The sequence below is a fragment of the Frigoribacterium salinisoli genome (assembly GCF_054781095.1).
In genome coordinates this window covers 1113806-1129038 of sequence record NZ_BAAGVB010000001.1, presented here as the reverse complement: position 1 = coordinate 1129038, position 15233 = coordinate 1113806, and the positions used below count along the sequence as shown (strand labels likewise).

General features: G+C 75.1%; 15 protein-coding genes. 8 read left to right on the top strand and 7 right to left on the bottom strand.

The window, feature by feature from the left end:
* Positions 1-86 precede the first annotated feature (86 nt).
* Entirely contained in the window at positions 87-1418 is a 1332-nt protein-coding gene (locus tag ACYVHQ_RS05300) for a hypothetical protein (protein WP_460511091.1), read from the top strand.
* Here ACYVHQ_RS05300 and ACYVHQ_RS05295 read toward each other — a convergent pair.
* Positions 1343-1735 carry a VOC family protein gene (locus ACYVHQ_RS05295; protein ID WP_460511090.1) on the bottom strand — a complete coding sequence of 131 codons (393 nt, stop codon included), beginning with the start codon at positions 1733-1735 and terminating at the stop codon, positions 1343-1345. The genes ACYVHQ_RS05300 and ACYVHQ_RS05295 overlap by 76 nt on opposite strands.
* Positions 1736-1892: 157 nt before the next feature.
* Here ACYVHQ_RS05295 and ACYVHQ_RS05290 point away from each other — a divergent pair, with 157 nt between their 5' ends.
* On the top strand, positions 1893-2210 hold the full coding sequence (locus tag ACYVHQ_RS05290; protein ID WP_460511089.1) for a thiamine-binding protein: 318 nt from the start codon (positions 1893-1895) through the stop codon (positions 2208-2210).
* Between the two features lie 37 nt (positions 2211-2247).
* Here the strand turns inward: ACYVHQ_RS05290 and ACYVHQ_RS05285 are convergent, their stop codons facing one another.
* Positions 2248-3864, bottom strand: coding sequence for a hypothetical protein (locus ACYVHQ_RS05285; RefSeq protein ID WP_460511088.1), 1617 nt, complete (start codon positions 3862-3864; stop codon positions 2248-2250).
* A gap of 189 nt (positions 3865-4053) precedes the next feature.
* Here ACYVHQ_RS05285 and ACYVHQ_RS05280 point away from each other — a divergent pair, with 189 nt between their 5' ends.
* Complete coding sequence (locus ACYVHQ_RS05280; RefSeq protein ID WP_460511087.1) at positions 4054-5349, top strand: MFS transporter; 1296 nt, start codon at positions 4054-4056, stop codon at positions 5347-5349.
* 79 nt (positions 5350-5428) lie between these two features.
* Here the strand turns inward: ACYVHQ_RS05280 and ACYVHQ_RS05275 are convergent, their stop codons facing one another.
* The 5 genes from ACYVHQ_RS05275 to ACYVHQ_RS05255 all read right to left on the bottom strand — a co-directional run bounded on the left by ACYVHQ_RS05275 (position 5429) and on the right by ACYVHQ_RS05255 (position 11364).
* A complete protein-coding gene (locus ACYVHQ_RS05275; protein WP_460511086.1) occupies positions 5429-6106 on the bottom strand; it encodes a response regulator in 678 nt (225 codons plus the stop codon).
* 105 nt (positions 6107-6211) lie between these two features.
* Positions 6212-7474, bottom strand: coding sequence for a hypothetical protein (locus ACYVHQ_RS05270; RefSeq protein WP_460511085.1), 1263 nt, complete (start codon positions 7472-7474; stop codon positions 6212-6214).
* Positions 7471-8628, bottom strand: coding sequence for a sensor histidine kinase (locus tag ACYVHQ_RS05265; RefSeq protein WP_460511251.1), 1158 nt, complete (start codon positions 8626-8628; stop codon positions 7471-7473). Before ACYVHQ_RS05265 ends, ACYVHQ_RS05270 begins: the two co-directional genes overlap by 4 nt.
* A 92-nt stretch (positions 8629-8720) precedes the next feature.
* On the bottom strand, positions 8721-9929 hold the full coding sequence (gene metX, locus ACYVHQ_RS05260) for a homoserine O-acetyltransferase MetX (RefSeq protein WP_460511084.1): 1209 nt from the start codon (positions 9927-9929) through the stop codon (positions 8721-8723).
* 97 nt (positions 9930-10026) lie between these two features.
* Positions 10027-11364, bottom strand: coding sequence for a bifunctional o-acetylhomoserine/o-acetylserine sulfhydrylase (locus ACYVHQ_RS05255; protein ID WP_460511083.1), 1338 nt, complete (start codon positions 11362-11364; stop codon positions 10027-10029).
* A 159-nt stretch (positions 11365-11523) separates the two neighbouring features.
* On the opposite strand from ACYVHQ_RS05255, the gene ACYVHQ_RS05250 reads away from it, so the two are divergent.
* The 5 genes from ACYVHQ_RS05250 (at position 11524) to ACYVHQ_RS05230 (ending at position 15215) form a co-directional block, all read left to right on the top strand.
* Entirely contained in the window at positions 11524-12312 is a 789-nt protein-coding gene (locus ACYVHQ_RS05250) for an SDR family NAD(P)-dependent oxidoreductase (RefSeq protein ID WP_460511082.1), read from the top strand.
* 37 nt (positions 12313-12349) lie between these two features.
* The gene (locus ACYVHQ_RS05245; RefSeq protein WP_460511081.1) at positions 12350-13096 is read left to right on the top strand and encodes a YqjF family protein; all 747 of its coding nucleotides are present in this window, start codon (positions 12350-12352) and stop codon (positions 13094-13096) included.
* A gap of 93 nt (positions 13097-13189) precedes the next feature.
* Positions 13190-13798: a phosphoribosyltransferase gene (locus tag ACYVHQ_RS05240; RefSeq protein WP_460511080.1), complete on the top strand. Its 609-nt coding sequence runs from the start codon at positions 13190-13192 to the stop codon at positions 13796-13798.
* Positions 13795-14538 (top strand): type 1 glutamine amidotransferase family protein, encoded by a 744-nt coding sequence (locus ACYVHQ_RS05235; protein ID WP_460511079.1) that lies wholly within the window; start codon positions 13795-13797, stop codon positions 14536-14538. Before ACYVHQ_RS05240 ends, ACYVHQ_RS05235 begins: the two co-directional genes overlap by 4 nt.
* Entirely contained in the window at positions 14535-15215 is a 681-nt protein-coding gene (locus ACYVHQ_RS05230) for a uracil-DNA glycosylase (protein ID WP_460511078.1), read from the top strand. The genes ACYVHQ_RS05235 and ACYVHQ_RS05230 overlap by 4 nt, the downstream gene beginning before the upstream one ends.
* Positions 15216-15233: the final 18 nt, after the last annotated feature.

Genomic DNA, 15233 nt, shown 5'->3' with positions numbered 1-15233 from the left:
GGTGCAGGAGGGGTGGGCGGGGCCTCCTGCACCGGCCTCGTGCGGTCCGGCCCCTGGCCCGCGGCCGCGGCGGTTAGCCTCGACACATGTCGACGACCGCAGCACCCGTCGCCGGGTTGCGCGCGCTGGCCAGCCGCCCGCTCGTGCTGTGGACCGCCTTCGTGCTCGTGCACGTGCTCGTCTCGGCGCAGGCGCTCCTCAGCGCGCGCCAGCCGATGGGCGACGTGACGGCCGTCTACCCGGGCTGGGTGCAGCGGGGCCTCGACGGCGACGGCTGGGTCGGCGTCGACGTGCCCTGGGTGTACCCGCTGCTCGCGCTGCTGCCGATGCTGCTCTCGCTCGTGGCCGGCGTCGGGGCCGTCGCCGAGGTGTGGCTCGTCCTCGTGCTGGTGCTCGACGTCGCGGCGTTCGCGGTCCTCCGGCGCGTGGCCCCCTCGCCGGGACCGGCGTGGGGGTGGATCGCGTTCCTCGCCCTGCTCGGCCCCATCGCGCTCGTCCGCGTCGACGCCGTCACCGTGCCCGTGGCGCTCGTCGGCGCCCTGCTGCTGCTGAGCCGCCCGGCGCTCGCGGGCGTCGTGCTCGCGGTCGGCGCGTGGACCAAGGTGTGGCCGGCGGCTCTCGTGCTCGCGGGCGCGCTCGCCCTGCGGGGGCGAGGGTGGTGGCGGGTGCTCGCCGGGGCCGGCGGCACCTCGGGCGTCGTCGTCGCGGTCTCGCTCGCCCTGGGCAGTGGCGCCACCGTGTTCGGGCCGATCACGCAGCAGAGCGGGCGGGGCCTGCAGCTCGAGTCGCCCCTGGCCACGCTCGCCCTCTGGCGGGTGGCCCTCGGGGTCCCGGGCAGCCGCGTCTACTTCGACCACGAGATCATCACGTACCAGGTGGCCGGCGACGGGGTGGCCCTGGCCGCGCGGCTCGGCACGCCCCTCATGGCGCTCGCCGTGCTGGGGGTGCTGCTGCTGGCGTGGCGGGCGCTCCGGGCGGGGGCGGGCGGGGCGGACCTCCTGAGCCCCCTCGCGACGGCGCTGGTGGTCGCCCTCATCGTCACCAACAAGGTGGGGTCCCCGCAGTTCGTCGCCTGGCTGGCCGTGCCGACGGTGCTCGGCCTCGTGCTCGTCCGCCGCGGTGGACCGCCCGTGGCGCTGCCGACCGCGCTCGCGCTCGCCGCCGCGGCCCTCACGCAGGTCGTCTATCCCGAGCACTACGACGCGCTCGTCACGGCGCAGCCGTGGATGGTGACCGTCATCACCGTGCGCGTCGCCGTCGAGCTGGCGATGCTCGTCGTCGCGTGCCGCGCCCTGTGGCGGGCGGCAGGAGGCGCGGGTCGCGCCCCCCGCACCGGCCCCGGTCAGTCGCGGGGCGACAGCACGCAGAACTCGTTGCCCTCGGGGTCGGCGAGCACCACCCAGGTCTCGTCGCCCTGACCCACGTCGACGCGGGTCGCCCCGCGGGCGACGAGGGCCGCGACCTGCTCGGCCTGGTCGTCGTCGGGACCGGGCGCGAGATCGATGTGCAGCCGGTTCTTCACCGTCTTGCCCTCGGGCACCGGGACGAACACGAGGCCCTGCGGCTGCTCGTCGAGCGGGATGTCGCGGCCGTCGTCGACGGCGTGCGGCGGCACGACGGCCGCCTCGTCGTCGGCCTCGAAGACGAGCTGCCAGCCGAGGGTCTCGGCCCACCAGCGCGCCTGCGCGTGCAGGTCGGAGCAGTCGACGACGACGGAGTACCAGCGCAGGCCCATGCCGCGATGATGCCAGGCGCGGGCCCGCGCGGGAAGGGCGGATGCGCGCCGTGCCTCGCGCACCGCACCCCGTCGCGCGGGGGTGCGGTGCACGGGACGGGGCGCGGTGGCACCTGCGACCCTCCCGCGGCGCAGGAGGCGGTGCCAGACTGACCGCATGATCGTCGCCTTCTCCGTCGCCCCCTCCGGCGGTCCGTCCGCCGCCGCCGACGCCTCCGTGCACGACGCCGTCGCCGCCGCGGTCGCCGTGGTGCGCGCCTCGGGCCTGCCGAACCGCACCTCGTCGATGTTCACGGAGCTCGAGGGCGAGTGGGACGAGGTCATGGCCGTCGTCAAGGCCGCCACCGAGGCCGTCGCGCCGTTCGGCACCCGGGTGTCGCTCGTGCTCAAGGCCGACATCCGCCCCGGCCGCACCGGTGAGCTCGACGGCAAGCTCGAGCGGCTCGAGACGGCGCTCGGGGCCCAGCAGGCCTGAGCCCGGCCCAGCCCGGCTCGGGAACGCTCGTCCTGGTTCAGCGGGCGTTCCAGGCGACGACGAAGGCCTCGGTCCACGCCCGGGACTGCTCGGCCTCGCCGTCGTCGGGCACGCGCGAGCCGCCGGTCTCGACGTCGCCGACGTCGAGGTGCCGTGCGGCGACGAACGACAGGCGGAGGGGCGGCCCGATCTCGGTGTCGTCCTGGCCGACGCGGGACCGCTCTCGTGGGCTGAAGTCGATGCTGACCGCGGTGCCGTCCGGCACGGTGCGCAGGGCGTCGGCGACCCGCACGAGGCGCTCGTCCGTCGTGGCGACGCCCGTCGAGACGTCGACCGCCCCGTCGCGGCGCAGGAGGACCGTGACCGCGTCCGGCGAGCGCAGGAGGTCCGTGAGCTCGGGCAGGACGACCGCCGCCCGCCCCGCCGACGTCCCCTGCACGAGCACCTCGCCCGACGAGCCCGACGAGCCCGACGAGCCCGGCGGCGTGGTCGAGCTGGGCGCACCCGACGTCGGCGCTGCCAGCACCCGCAGGGAGAGCACCACCTCGGCGAGCTCCGCGTCGCCCTCGATGGCGGAGCGCAGCGCCAGGGCCAGCCGAGGCCCGGCGGTCGTGGCCTCGAGGCGGTCCTCGACCTCCTGCCCGGGCGGGACGACGCCCTCGCCGACCTCGACGGCTCGCGTCGGGGCGGTCCCGTCGAGCTGCGCCCAGAGGCGACGGGTCGGCGTGACGGCACCGTCGCCCGAGGTCACGTCGACGTCGCCGTAGACGAGGTGGAGGTCGTCGGGCGCCCCGTCGCCGGGCAGGGCGCGCACGGCGCTCTCGACCGCCAGGAGCCTGGTGCGGTCCGGGACGCCCACGCGCGCCGACGTGCCGTCGACGGTCCAGCCGATCACGCCGGGGACCTCGTCGACCGCCTCGAGCCAGGCCAGGTCGGGCACCTCGGACCCGGCGAGGCCGCCGACCACGGTGCGTGCCCCGCGCGCGGCGTGCACCGACGCCTCGCGGGCGAGCCCCTGGCCGGCGACGGTCCGGGAGGCGGCGTCGGCGCGAGCGTCGGGCGCGGGCAGGGAGACCTCGAGCGTGACGGCCGACCGTCCGGCCGCCGTGAGGGCCGTGCCGGCGGCCACGTGCGCTGCCCAGGCCGTCCACGTCCCGCCGGGTGGTGCCTCCTGCGCGCGCCGGACGACGACGTGCGTGCGCCCGAGGACGGCGTCGACGTCGACGTCGAGGCCGGTGACGTCCGGGTCGCCCGCCGCCTCGGCCACGAGCACGAGGGCGGCGTCGAGCACCTCGGCGTCGTCGGTCACGTCCACGGCACCGCCAGGGCCCTCGACGCGCAGCATCAGGGGCGGATCGGGGTGCGCTCGCGCCCACCCGCGGGCGTCCCGCGCGACGCGGGCGACGTCGTCGGGCTCGGCGTCGTCGTCGAGGACGATCGTGGCGGACCCCTCGGAGTCTCGGGAGAAGGGGTTCGCCGCGTTCGTCGCGCGCACGTCCGCGTCGACGACGCCGACCACCGCCTCCTGCTCGGCGGCCCACGAGCGGAGGTCGTCGAGCGCACCCTCGGCGTCGGGGAACAGGGCGCAGCCCGACAGCAGGGCGGCCGTCGCCAGGACCACGGCCGTGGCCCGCGCGAGCCTCCCCCTCGTCATGGGGACGACCCTAGGGGACGGGAGATGCCGTGACGCGCGGATCGGACGACCCCGCTTCACAGGACGGTGTCGAATCGATACGATCGACGTCGTCCCGTCCGACGGGCGCACCGCCCTGCTCGACGGAGAGCCCGGCACCACCCCGGCACCACCCGAACCTCTCCTCCCGACCAGCGAAGGCAGCCGCCCGTGACCGAGCTCAGCACCCGCCACAAGACGTTCGCCCTGATCGCCCTCGCCCTGGGCGGCTTCGGCATCGGCTCGACCGAGTTCGTGGCCATGGGCCTCCTGCCGAACATCGCGCAAGACCTGTTGCCCCGCCTCTACGACGCGAACAGCGACGAGGGCATCGCCCAGGCCGGCTGGCTCGTCAGCGCCTACGCGCTCGGCGTCGTCGTGGGGGCGCCGACCATCGCGGCGATGTCGTCGCACCTGCCCAAGAAGAAGCTCCTGCTCGGCCTGCTCGCGGCGTTCACGCTCGGCACGATCGCCTCGGCCCTGCTGCCGACGTTCGGCTGGGTGCTGGGCGCGCGCTTCGTCGCCGGCCTGCCGCACGGCGCCTACTTCGGCATCGCCTCGATCGTCGCGGCGAGCATCATGGGGCCCGGCAACCGGGGCAAGGGCGTCGCGCTCGTGCTCAGCGGGCTCACCATCGCCAACGTCGTCGGCGTGCCCGCCATCACCTGGCTCGGACAGCAGTCCGGCTGGCGCGTCGCCTACCTCGCCGTCGCGGCGATCTTCGCGCTCACCTTCGTGGCCGTCTCGGCGGCCGTGCCGGACCAGGGCGGCGACTCCGCAGCCTCGATGAAGCGCGAGCTGAGCGCGTTCAAGGTGCCGCAGGTCTGGCTCGTCATGGGCATCGGTGCGATCGGCTTCGGCGGCTTCTTCGCCGTCTACAGCTACATCGCCAACGCCGTCACCGAGGGCGCAGGAGCCGCGGAGGGCGTGGTCCCGTGGGTCCTGGTCACCGTCGGCGTGGGCATGACCTTCGGCAACGTCTTCGGTGGCTGGCTGGCCGACCGCACCCTGCGCGGGGCGCTCTACACGGGCTTCGTGGGCCTCATCGCCTCGCTCACCGCGTACGCCCTGCTGTCGGAGTTCATCGTCGGCATCTTCGTCACGACGTTCTTCGTCGGCTTCGTCGGCTCGATGGTCGGACCGTCGATCCAGTCGCGGCTCATGGAGGTCGCGGGCGAGAGCCAGGTCATCGGTGCCGCGCTCAACCACTCGGCCATGAACCTCGGGAACAGCTTCGGCGCGTACCTCGGCGGCGCCGTCATCGCCGCCGGCTTCGGCTTCGGTGCCCCGGGCTGGGTCGGCGTCGTGCTCGCGGTGGCGGGCGTCGTGCTCACCGTCGTCAGCTTCGGCCTGCAGCGCGCCAGCGACCGCCGCCAGGCCGTGTCGCCGTCGATCCTCGGCGCCCCCGGCGACGTCGACGGCGAGGTCGGCACCGACACCGGCTCCCGCGAGGCCGTCCGCGTCTGATCCGCGGGGCCCCACGTGGCGACGGCGCGGCCCCGGGCGGGGCCGCGCCGTCGTCGTCGGAGCGGGGGAGCGGTGCGCGTCAGAACGCGGTCTGGGCCGGCTCGTCGGTCTGCAGCAGGATGCCGTCCTGGATCGCGCGCTTGCGCAGGGCCACCTTCGTGCCCACGTCGTAGCCGGCCACGCGGTACTTCTCGCGGATGCGCTTGAGGTAGCTCTTCGCCGTCTCCTCGCTGATGCCCAGCTGGTAGGCGACGGCCTTGACCGGCTCGCCGCCGCCGTAGAGCGCCATGACGCGGCGCTCCTGCGCGCTGAGCTTCGGCACGCCGCCGACCTCGGCCGCGTTGAGCGCCAGGTCGAGCTCGGCGGAGATGTACGACTCGCCCTTCGAGGCCGAGCGGATCGCCTCGACGATCATGTCGGCGTCCTCGCTCTTGACGAGGTAGCCGAGGGCGCCGGCCGCGAGGGCCTCACGGACGACGTTCGGCTCGGAGTAGGTGCTCATGAGCACGGTCTTGACGCCCGTGGTCTTGAGGGTGTTGATCTTGAGCGAGATCGGGATCGCGTCCTTGAGGTCGAGGTCGAGGAGCACGACGTCGACGGGGAACTCGGGGTGCGTGAGCAGCTCGGGCCAGGAGGCCACCGCGGCGACCATCGTGATGTCGCTGGCGGCCCCGCGGATCCATTCGCTCAGCGCGCCGAGCAGCATCTTGTGGTCGTCGACCAGGGCGAGGCGGATGCGGGCGTCTGGCTCTGACACGGCGTGGTCCTTCGATCGGTGGGAGGTGCGGATCCTGCGGGCTCGTCCATGCTAGACGAGTCGTTGCACCCTGCAGGGGTGCGGCACGCGGCGGGGCGTCGCGCGTCAGCTCTCGGCGGGCGCCTCGACGAGGCAGGTCACGGTGACCTCCACGCTCGAGTCGACGTTGGCGACCGTGCAGCCGCCGACGCGGTCCAGGGCGGCCCAGGCGGCGGGCACGACGCGGTTGCGCCGGATGCCCGTGGTCGTGATCGTGATCGGCACCTCGACGGTCCGGCCCGCGGCCGAGACGGCGGCGGTGGCGATGGGGCCGAGCGTGAGCGTGATGGTGGTGCCGGGTCGCCGGGACTGCTTGTCGCCCAGCAGCAGCCAGACGGCCTGCAGCAGGCCGTCGCGCTGCGGCGGCGCCAGGAGGCCCGCGAGCGACGACGGGTCGACGAGCGTGACGGCCCGCCCCAGGTACTCCGACTCGGTGACCGCGTGGTACAGCCAGGTCTCGCGGCGCCCCTCGATGAGGTGCAGGCGCAGTTCGGTCGCGAGCGAGGCCGCCTGCGAGGCGACGGTGGGCGTCAGCGGCAGGGGCACGTCGCCCGAGGCGACGCCGTCGAGGAGCTTCTCGGCGGCCAGGTCGAGCCGGGCGAGCTCGTCGCTGGCGAGCATGCCGACCGCGAAGCGCGGCTGGCTCGTGTTGCTGGCGACGAGCACCCGGTCGAGCTCGACCTGCACCATGCGCCGGAACCGGTGCACGACGTGGGCGGCGACCGCGGGCGGGAGCACGGCGAGCGACAGGGCCGCGAGCTGGCGGGGAGCCGTCTCGGCCGTGAGCGGGGTGGTCACGACGATGGCCGTGACGAGCACCGCGGCGAGCACGGCCGTGGCGACGGCGACCTCGCGCCCTGGCCGGAGCGTGACCACCGGCAGGAGGCCGAACCCGGCCGAGATGCTCACGGTCGCGTACGCCCCGAAGTCGTGCAGCGGCGCCACGGCGACCACGTCGAGCGCGACGACGACGGTGAGCAGCGTGCAGACCCCCGCGAACACGGGACCGGGCAGCTGTTCGCCGCGCACCAGGACGAAGGCGACGGTCGCGACGAACCCCGCGACGTAGAGCATCCAGGCGAGGAGCACGGGCGTCGGGTCCGGGTAGTCCCGCAGGTGGACGAAGAAGAAGAAGAGGCCGTAGAGCGCCTGGAGGCCGGCGACGACCGCGGCGCCCAGGCCGAGGTGGCCAGTGCCGAGGGTGGCGCCCGCTCGCCGGGCCTGCCGGAGCGACCGCGCTCCGGTGGACTGGGCCGGCAGGCCGCGTGACGACCGTCGGCCGCGCAGCAGCCCGCCGGTGGTGCCCAGGGTCCGTTCGTCGACGCTCATCGGGGTGCCTCCAGCACGACGGTGGTGCCCGATCCGGGGGCCGAGAACAGGCGCGCGCTGCCGCCGACCTCGCGGAGGCGGCCGACCACGGACTCCTTGAAGCCCAGGCGCTCCTCGTCGACCTCGTCGAGCGCGAAGCCCACGCCCGAGTCGGTGACCATGGCCCGGACGGTCTTCTCGTCGTGGATGATCGTGACGTGCGCCTCGGGGACCCCCGCGTGCCGCCTGACGTTCTCGAGGCACTCGGCGAGGGCGAGCAGGAACGCGTCGAGGACGTGCGTGGGCAGCAGCACCTGGCCGGTGCCGTGCCAGCTCACCTCGAGGCCCATGCGGCCGAAGCGCTGCTTGACCGACTCGAGGGTCTGGCCCAGGGGGCTCTCCTCGACGGTCTCGAGGGAGTAGTCGCCCGAGGCCTGCGGCTGGGGCGTGCCGCCGAGGCGAAGGTGGCGGAGCAGGCGGGCGTCCTCCGCCGCCTGCAGCTGCAGCGCCTGCGGGGTGACCCCGAAGCCGGAGTGCGCCAGGAGGGTGAGGGTCGCGAGCACGGTGTCGTGCAGCAGTCGCGCGCCCTGGCGACGCTGGGCCTCGGTCTCGCTGGCCTGGCGCTCGGCCCGGTGCGCGTTGCCGATGCCGTAGATGCGGCGCGCGGCGCGCGGCACGGCCCGGGCGATCCAGAGGCCGGTGACGCTCGTCAGGGCCCAGCCGAGGAGCACGCCGGCCACGGGGGCGCTGAGCAGGGTGCCGGTGCCGCTCGCGACGGCGGCGATCGTGACCGCGAACGCGGCCGCGGCGACGACCAGCCGGGAGCGGCTCGAGACCAGCACGATGCAGAACGCCGCGGTGGCGCCGCCGCTCAGCGGCACGAGGGCGGTCGCGAGCCCGCTCTCGGAGCTGCCCTCGAAGGGCAGCACGGCGACGACGGTCGAGGCGACGCCGGCGGCGAGGCCGACGAGGAGCCAGGTGCGCGAGGGGCGGTCGCCGACGAGCCAGAGCGAGACGGCCAGCACGAGGACGAAGGGGACGAGCACGAGCAGGTGCGCGGGGGAGGCGACGCCCGGCACGGCCAGCGACGCGGTGGTGACCGCGACGCACGCCAGACCGAGGGTGCGCGTCGTGCCACGGAGGAGCCGGTCACGCTCCTGCGCGAAGAGGTCCATGCCCGTCCTGCCGCCGTCGTCCTGGTCCGCGATCGGTGCGGACACCGACACTCTTCCACACCTCGGCCCCTTTCGAGGGTCCTGGGGACAGGTCAGTCTGCCAGGAGGCGTCGCAGGTGGTGCCCGACGGCGTCGTCCTCGATGAGGAACCCGTCGTGGCCGAACTCGCTGGTGATGACCGTGGCGCGACGTCCGTCGAGCGCGTCGGGCAGGTGCGCGGCGATGCGCTCCTGGTCCTCGACGGGGAACAGCCGGTCGCTGTCGATGCCGAGCACGAGGGTGCGGGCGGAGACCCGCCCGAGGGCGGCGGCGAGGCCCCCGCGCTCGCGGCCCACGTCGTGCGCGTTCATCGCGCCGAGGAGCGTCACGTAGCTGCCGGCGTCGAACCGGCGGGTGAACTTGTTGCCGTGGAAGTCCAGGTAGCTCTCGACCTGGAACCGGCCGCCCTGCGACAGCGGCGAGAGCTCGCTCTGCCACCGGCGCGCGAACCGGGCGTTGAGCTCGTGCGGAGAGCGGTAGTTGAGCAGGGCCATGCGGCGGGCCAGGGCGAGGCCCCGGTGCGGGCCCTCGCCGTCGAGGGCCTCGTGGTAGTCGCCGTCACGCCAGGCGGCGTCCATGCGGATCGCCTCGACCTGGACGGTGTTGAGGGCGATCTGGTCGGCGCTGGCTACGGGCGGGGCCGCGAGCACGGCGAGGCGCTCGACGCGGTCGGGGTGGCCGACGCCCCACTCGAGGGCGTGCATGCCGCCCATCGACCCGCCGACGACGGCCGCCCAGCGCGACAGGCCGAGCCGGTCGGCGAACGCCACCTGGGCGGCGACCTGGTCGCGGATCGTCAGCCGCGGGAACCTCGACCCCCACTCGAGCGCGTCGGGCGCGAACGACGACGGCCCGGTGCTGCCCTGGCAGCCGCCGACCATGTTGGGGGCGACGACGAACCAGCGATCGGTGTCGATCGCGAGGCCGGGCCCCACGACCCCCGGCCACCAGCCCGCGGTCGGGTGCCCGGGACCGGCCGGACCGAGGACGTGGCTGTCGCCCGTCAGCGCGTGCAGCAGCAGGACGGCGTTGCCCGCGTCCTCGTCGAGGGTGCCCCAGGTCTCGTAGGCGAGGCGGGGGGAGGGCAGGACCTGGCCCGACTCCAGCGGCAGGTCGTCCACGACGACGAAGCGACGGTCGCCGGGGTCGTCGCCGTCGCGCCACGCGCCGGTCGCGGGCGGGCGCCCGAGCATGGCGAGCCGGTCGCGCTCGCGGACGACGCTCGACGGGACCGTGTCCTCGGGTGTGCTCTGCCAGTCCATGGGTGCTCCATCGTGCCCCGTGGCCGGGGCGTGTTACGGCCGCTGCGCCCCGCCGCGGTCGGGAGGGGGCGCAGCGGGGCCGGGCAGGAGGCCCGCCCTACGAGGCCCGGAGGGTCGCCTCCGTCACGGCCTGCGCCGCCGCGAAGCCCGCGGCCAGGTCGGCCTTGAGGTCGTCGACGTTCTCGAGCCCCACCGAGAGGCGCACCAGCCCGGGCGTCACGCCCGTGGTGAGCTGCTGCTCGGGCGTGAGCTGGGAGTGCGTCGTCGACGCGGGGTGGATCACGAGGCTGCGCACGTCGCCGATGTTGGCGAGGTGGCTGAACAGCTGCAGCGAGTCGACGAGGGCGCGGCCGGCGTCGACGCCGCCCTTGAGCTCGAACGACAGGACCGCACCGACCCCGCGCGGGGCGTAGCGGTTCGCGGCGGCGTACCAGGGGCTGGTCGGCAGCCCGGCGTACCAGACGGCCGCGACGTCGTCGCGGGCGTCGAGCCACTCGGCGATCTCCTGGGCGTTCTGCACGTGGCGCTCGATGCGCAGGCTGAGGGTCTCGATGCCCTGGATGAGCGAGAACGCGCTGTCGGCGCTGTTCGAGGCGCCCAGGTCGCGCAGCAGCTGCACGCGCGCCTTGACGACGTAGGCGAGCGCGTCGCCGACGGCCTCGCTGTACACGGCGCCGTGGTACGAGGGGTCGGGCGTCGTGAGCCCCGGGAACCGCTCGGCGTGCTCGGACCACGCGAAGCGCCCGCCGTCGACGATGAAGCCCCCGATGACCGTGCCGTGCCCGCCGAGGAACTTCGTGGCCGAGTGCACGACGACGTCGGCGCCGTGCTCGAGCGGGCGGATCAGGTACGGCGTCGCGATGGTGTTGTCGACGATCAGGGGCACGCCCGCCGCGTGCGCGACGTCGGCGACGGTCGCGATGTCGAGGATGTTGATCCGGGGGTTGCCGACCGTCTCGGCGAAGAACAGCTTGGTGTTCGGCCGGACCGCCCGGCGCCACTCGTCGGGGTCGTCCTGGTCCTCGACGAAGGTCGTCTCGATGCCGAGCTTGGCGAGCGAGTACCGGAAGAGGTTGTAGGTGCCGCCGTAGATCGACGACGACGAGACGATGTGGTCGCCCGCCTCGGCGACGTTGAGCACGGCGAAGGTCGACGCGGCCTGGCCCGAGGCCAGCAGCAGGGCGCCGGTGCCGCCCTCGAGCGCGGCGATGCGCTGCTCGACGACGTCGTGCGTGGGGTTCATGATGCGCGAGTAGATGTTGCCGTTCTCGGCGAGCGCGAAGAGGTCCTGCGCGTGCTGCGAGTCGCGGAACACGTACGACGTCGTCTTGTAGATCGGCGTGGCCCGGGCGTTGGTCGTCGGGTCGGGGCGCGCTCCGGCGTGGATCTGCTGCGTCTCGAACTTCCAGTCGGGCTGGTCGGGCGTACCGGGCATGGCATCTCCTGCGGTCGGGGTGGCGTCTGTCCTGCGGGCGGTGCCACGCTACGAGGCCCCGGGCCGGGCGGCAACGCCCGGGGACTCGCGGCGTAACGCCGGGACCACGGCGGCCCCGGGTCTAGCGTGGTGCCACGAGCATCGACGGAAGGGGCCCACGTGGTCAGGCGTGCAGTGGTGACGGGAGCGAGCTCGGGGATCGGCGCGGCGACGGTCCGCCTGTTCCGCGAGCGCGGCTGGGAGGTGCTCGCCGTCGCCCGGCGCGAGGACCGCCTGCGGGCGCTCGCCGACGAGACCGGTGCGACGACGTTCGCGGCGGACGTGACGAGCGACGCCGACGTCGCGGCGCTCGCCGAGCACGTGGCGGCGACGGGCGGGGCGCACGCGCTGGTCAACAACGCCGGGGGAGCGTTCGGCCTCGACAGCGTCGAGGCGGGCAGCGTCGACGACTGGCGCGCCATGTTCGAGGTCAACGTGCTCGGCACCAAGCGGGTCACGAGCGCCCTGCTGCCGCTGCTGCGGCGGGGGGCGCAGGAGGCCGGCGTCGCCGACGTCGTCACGGTCACCTCGATCGCGGGCCACGTCGCGTACGAGGGCGGCGGCGGGTACAACGCGTCGAAGTTCGCCGAGCACGCGCTCGTCGCGGTGCTGCGGCTGGAGCTCGCGGGCGAACCGATCCGCGTGGTCGAGATCGCGCCCGGCATGGTGCGCACCGACGAGTTCTCGCTGGTCCGCTTCGGCGGCGACCAGGAGCGCGCCGACGCCGTCTACGCCGACGTGCCCGGGCCGCTCGTCGCCGACGACGTGGCCGAGTCGATCGTGCACGCGGTCGAGCTGCCGGCGCACGTCAACCTCGACCTCGTGACGATCAAGCCCGTGGCGCAGGCCGCGCCGCACAAGGTCGTCCGCGGCGAGCTGCGCGTCGCCGAGGCCCCCGAGGGTCGCTGACCGACGCACCGTCAGGGGCGGGGAGCACACTCGACGCGTGGACCCCGCCCCCGTCACCTCCGTCGCCCCCGCCCTGCCCGGGCCTCCTGTGATCCGGCAGCACTGGGGCGGGCTCGCCTTCGCGCACTGGCGGGTCGAGCCGGACCGCGTCGCGCCGCTGCTGCCGCGCAGCACGGTGCCCGACGTGCACGACGGTGCGAGCTGGGTGGGGCTCATCCCGTTCGAGCTGTCGCGCAGCGCCTTCGGCCCGCTGCCGCCCGTGCCCGTGCTCGGGACCTTCCTCGAGACCAACGTGCGGCTCTACGCCGTCGACGGCGCGGGGCGTCGCGGCGTCGTGTTCCGCACCCTGGAGGCGGCCCGCCTCCTGCCCGTGCTCGCGGCGCGGAGCGGCCTCGGGCTGCCCTACCGCTGGGCGAGCATGACGCGCAGGAGCCACGACGGCGTCGTCGAGTACGCCAGCCGCCGCCACGGCCCCGGTCCGCGGCCGCGCACGCGCCTCGCCGTGCGCCCCACCGACGACGCCGTGCGCGACGACCCGCTGGCCGAGTTCCTCACCGCACGGTGGGGCATGCACGTGGAGCGCGCCGGCCGGACGCGCTGGTGGCCGAACGAGCACGCGAGCTGGCCGCTGCGACGGGCCGAGCTCGTCGACCTCGACGACGAGCTGGTCGCCGACGGCGGGCTGCCGGGCGTGACCGACCGCGAGCCCGACTCGCTGCTCTGGTCGGACGGGGTCGACACGTCGTTCGCCCTGCCGGGCGGGCGCTGGGTCGCCGCCGACTGAGCAGGTGCTCCGCGGGCCCTCGCGCGGCCCGCGGACGACGGCTGTCGTCGGCCGTCTCGCGGCGCGGGCGCCCCGGGCAGTACGGTGGTCGGCATGGTTCCCGCACCCGACGACCCCACCCTGACGGCACCCACGTCGGAGGAGGGGGCGTCCGGCGCGACGTCCGGGCCGAGCCCCGCGCCCGCGCGCGAGGTGCTCGGCTGGCTGGAGTTCGGTGAGGCCGCCCGGCACCTGGCACGCGACGTCGTCGACGCCGACTTCCGCCCCGACGTCATCGTCGCGGTCGCCCGCGGCGGGCTCGTGCTCGCCGGCGCCATCTCGTACGCGCTCGACACGAAGATGTGCGGGTCGATCAACGTCGAGTTCTACACGGGCGTCGACGAGCGCCTGCCCGAGCCCGTGCTGCTGCCGCCGACCCTCGACGCGCCGTCGCTCGCCGGCAAGCGGGTCCTCGTCGTCGACGACGTGTCGGACTCGGGCCGCACGCTCGTGCTCGTCCGCGACCTCCTGCTCGCCGTCGCGGACGAGGTGCGCACGGTCTGCCTCTACAGCAAGCCCCGCACGCTGCTCGAGCCCGACTTCACCTGGAAGCGCACGGACCGCTGGATCACCTTCCCGTGGAGCGCCCTGCCGCCCGTGACCGCGGGCGGTGCCAGCGACTCCGGCGTCGTCGCCACCACGGCCGAGGGCGCCGCCTCGTGAGCGTCCACCTCGTCGGGGGCGGCTCGTCGTCCGGTGCGGAGGACCTCTACGCGCCGTTCGTCGCCGAGGCCGCCGCGCGGGGAGCCGCGCTGGGCCGGGACGTCCCGCGCGTCGCCGTGCTGGTCGTCGACGCCGACGGCACGCCCTCGTCGGAGCACCGCGACGAGTTCCCGCGCATGGTCGCCGACGGCGGTCGCTGCGAGGCGCTCGTCACGGTCGTCCCTGCCGGCAGCACCTTCGACACCAGGGTCCTCAGCGACGTCGACGGCCTCGTCGTCGCCGGCGGCCTGACGCCCGCCTACCTCGAGGCCGTGCAGCCGCTCGTCGACCAGGTGCGCCTGCTCGTCAGCGACGGCCTGCCCTACCTCGGCTTCTCGGCCGGCGCGGCGCTCGCGGCCGACCGTGCCCTCGTCGGGGGCTGGCTCATCGGCGACGTGCCCGTCTGCCCCGAGGACGCCTCGGAGGACCTCGACGACGTCACCCTCGCCGAGGGCTTCGGCCTCGTCGACCTCGCCGTCGACGTGCACGCCGCCCAGTGGGGCACGCTGACCCGGCTCATCGCCGCCACCGAGGCCGGGCTCGTGCCCGGTGGCGTCGCGCTCGACGAGGACACCGCGCTCGTCGTCGGCGAGGGCGCCCTCACCGTGCTCGGCGCGGGCAGCGTCTGGCGCGTCGAGGCCCAGCTCGACCCCGACGGCGAGCTCACCGGCGTCGTCGTCGGCACCCTCGGCGCCGCGTGACCCCGCAGCCGCTCGCCGAGCTCGTCCACCCCTCCTGGCTGCCGGCCCTCGAGCCGGTCGAGGAGCAGGTGCACGCGGTGGGCGACTTCCTGCGGGCCGAGGTCGAGGCGGGTCGTCACTACCTGCCCGCCGGCAACCGCGTCCTCCGTGCCTTCGAGCAGCCCTTCGACGAGGTGCGCGTCCTCGTGCTCGGCCAGGACCCGTACCCGACGCCCGGCCACCCGATCGGGCTGTCGTTCGCGGTCGACCCCGAGGTCCGGCCCCTCCCGCGGAGCCTCGTCAACGTCTACCGCGAGCTGCACGACGACCTCGGCGTGCCTCCTGCCGCCCACGGCGACCTGACGGCCTGGACGCGGTCGGGCGTGCTGCTGCTCAACCGCGTGCTCACGGTGCGTCCCGGCGAGCCGGGCTCGCACCGGCGCGTGGGCTGGGAGGCGGTGACGCAGCGGGCGATCGAGGCGCTCGGTGCCCGCGGCGGCCCGCTCGTGGCGATCCTCTGGGGGCGCGACGCGGCGGGTGCGAAGGCGTGGCTCGGCGACGTGCCCACCGTCGAGTCGGCGCACCCCAGCCCGCTGTCCGCCTCGCGCGGGTTCTTCGGGTCGCGGCCGTTCAGCCGCGCCGACGAGCTGCTCGTGGCCCAGGGCGGCTCGCCCGTCGACTGGCGGCTCCCCGCCTGAGCGGCGCGTGGCAGAGTG

Excerpts from the sequence above, each read along its gene's own strand:
- ACYVHQ_RS05300 (WP_460511091.1), top strand. The coding sequence starts at position 87 with ATGTCGACGACCGCAGCACCCGTCGCCGGGTTGCGCGCGCTGGCCAGC.
- ACYVHQ_RS05290 (WP_460511089.1), top strand. The coding sequence starts at position 1,893 with ATGATCGTCGCCTTCTCCGTCGCCCCCTCCGGCGGTCCGTCCGCCGCC.
- ACYVHQ_RS05295 (WP_460511090.1), bottom strand. The coding sequence starts at position 1,735 with ATGGGCCTGCGCTGGTACTCCGTCGTCGTCGACTGCTCCGACCTGCAC.
- ACYVHQ_RS05270 (WP_460511085.1), bottom strand. The coding sequence starts at position 7,474 with ATGAGCGTCGACGAACGGACCCTGGGCACCACCGGCGGGCTGCTGCGC.
- ACYVHQ_RS05240 (WP_460511080.1), top strand. The coding sequence starts at position 13,190 with ATGGTTCCCGCACCCGACGACCCCACCCTGACGGCACCCACGTCGGAG.
- metX (WP_460511084.1), bottom strand. The coding sequence starts at position 9,929 with ATGGACTGGCAGAGCACACCCGAGGACACGGTCCCGTCGAGCGTCGTC.
- ACYVHQ_RS05285 (WP_460511088.1), bottom strand. The coding sequence starts at position 3,864 with ATGACGAGGGGGAGGCTCGCGCGGGCCACGGCCGTGGTCCTGGCGACG.
- ACYVHQ_RS05255 (WP_460511083.1), bottom strand. The coding sequence starts at position 11,364 with ATGCCCGGTACGCCCGACCAGCCCGACTGGAAGTTCGAGACGCAGCAG.
- ACYVHQ_RS05265 (WP_460511251.1), bottom strand. The coding sequence starts at position 8,628 with ATGGACCTCTTCGCGCAGGAGCGTGACCGGCTCCTCCGTGGCACGACG.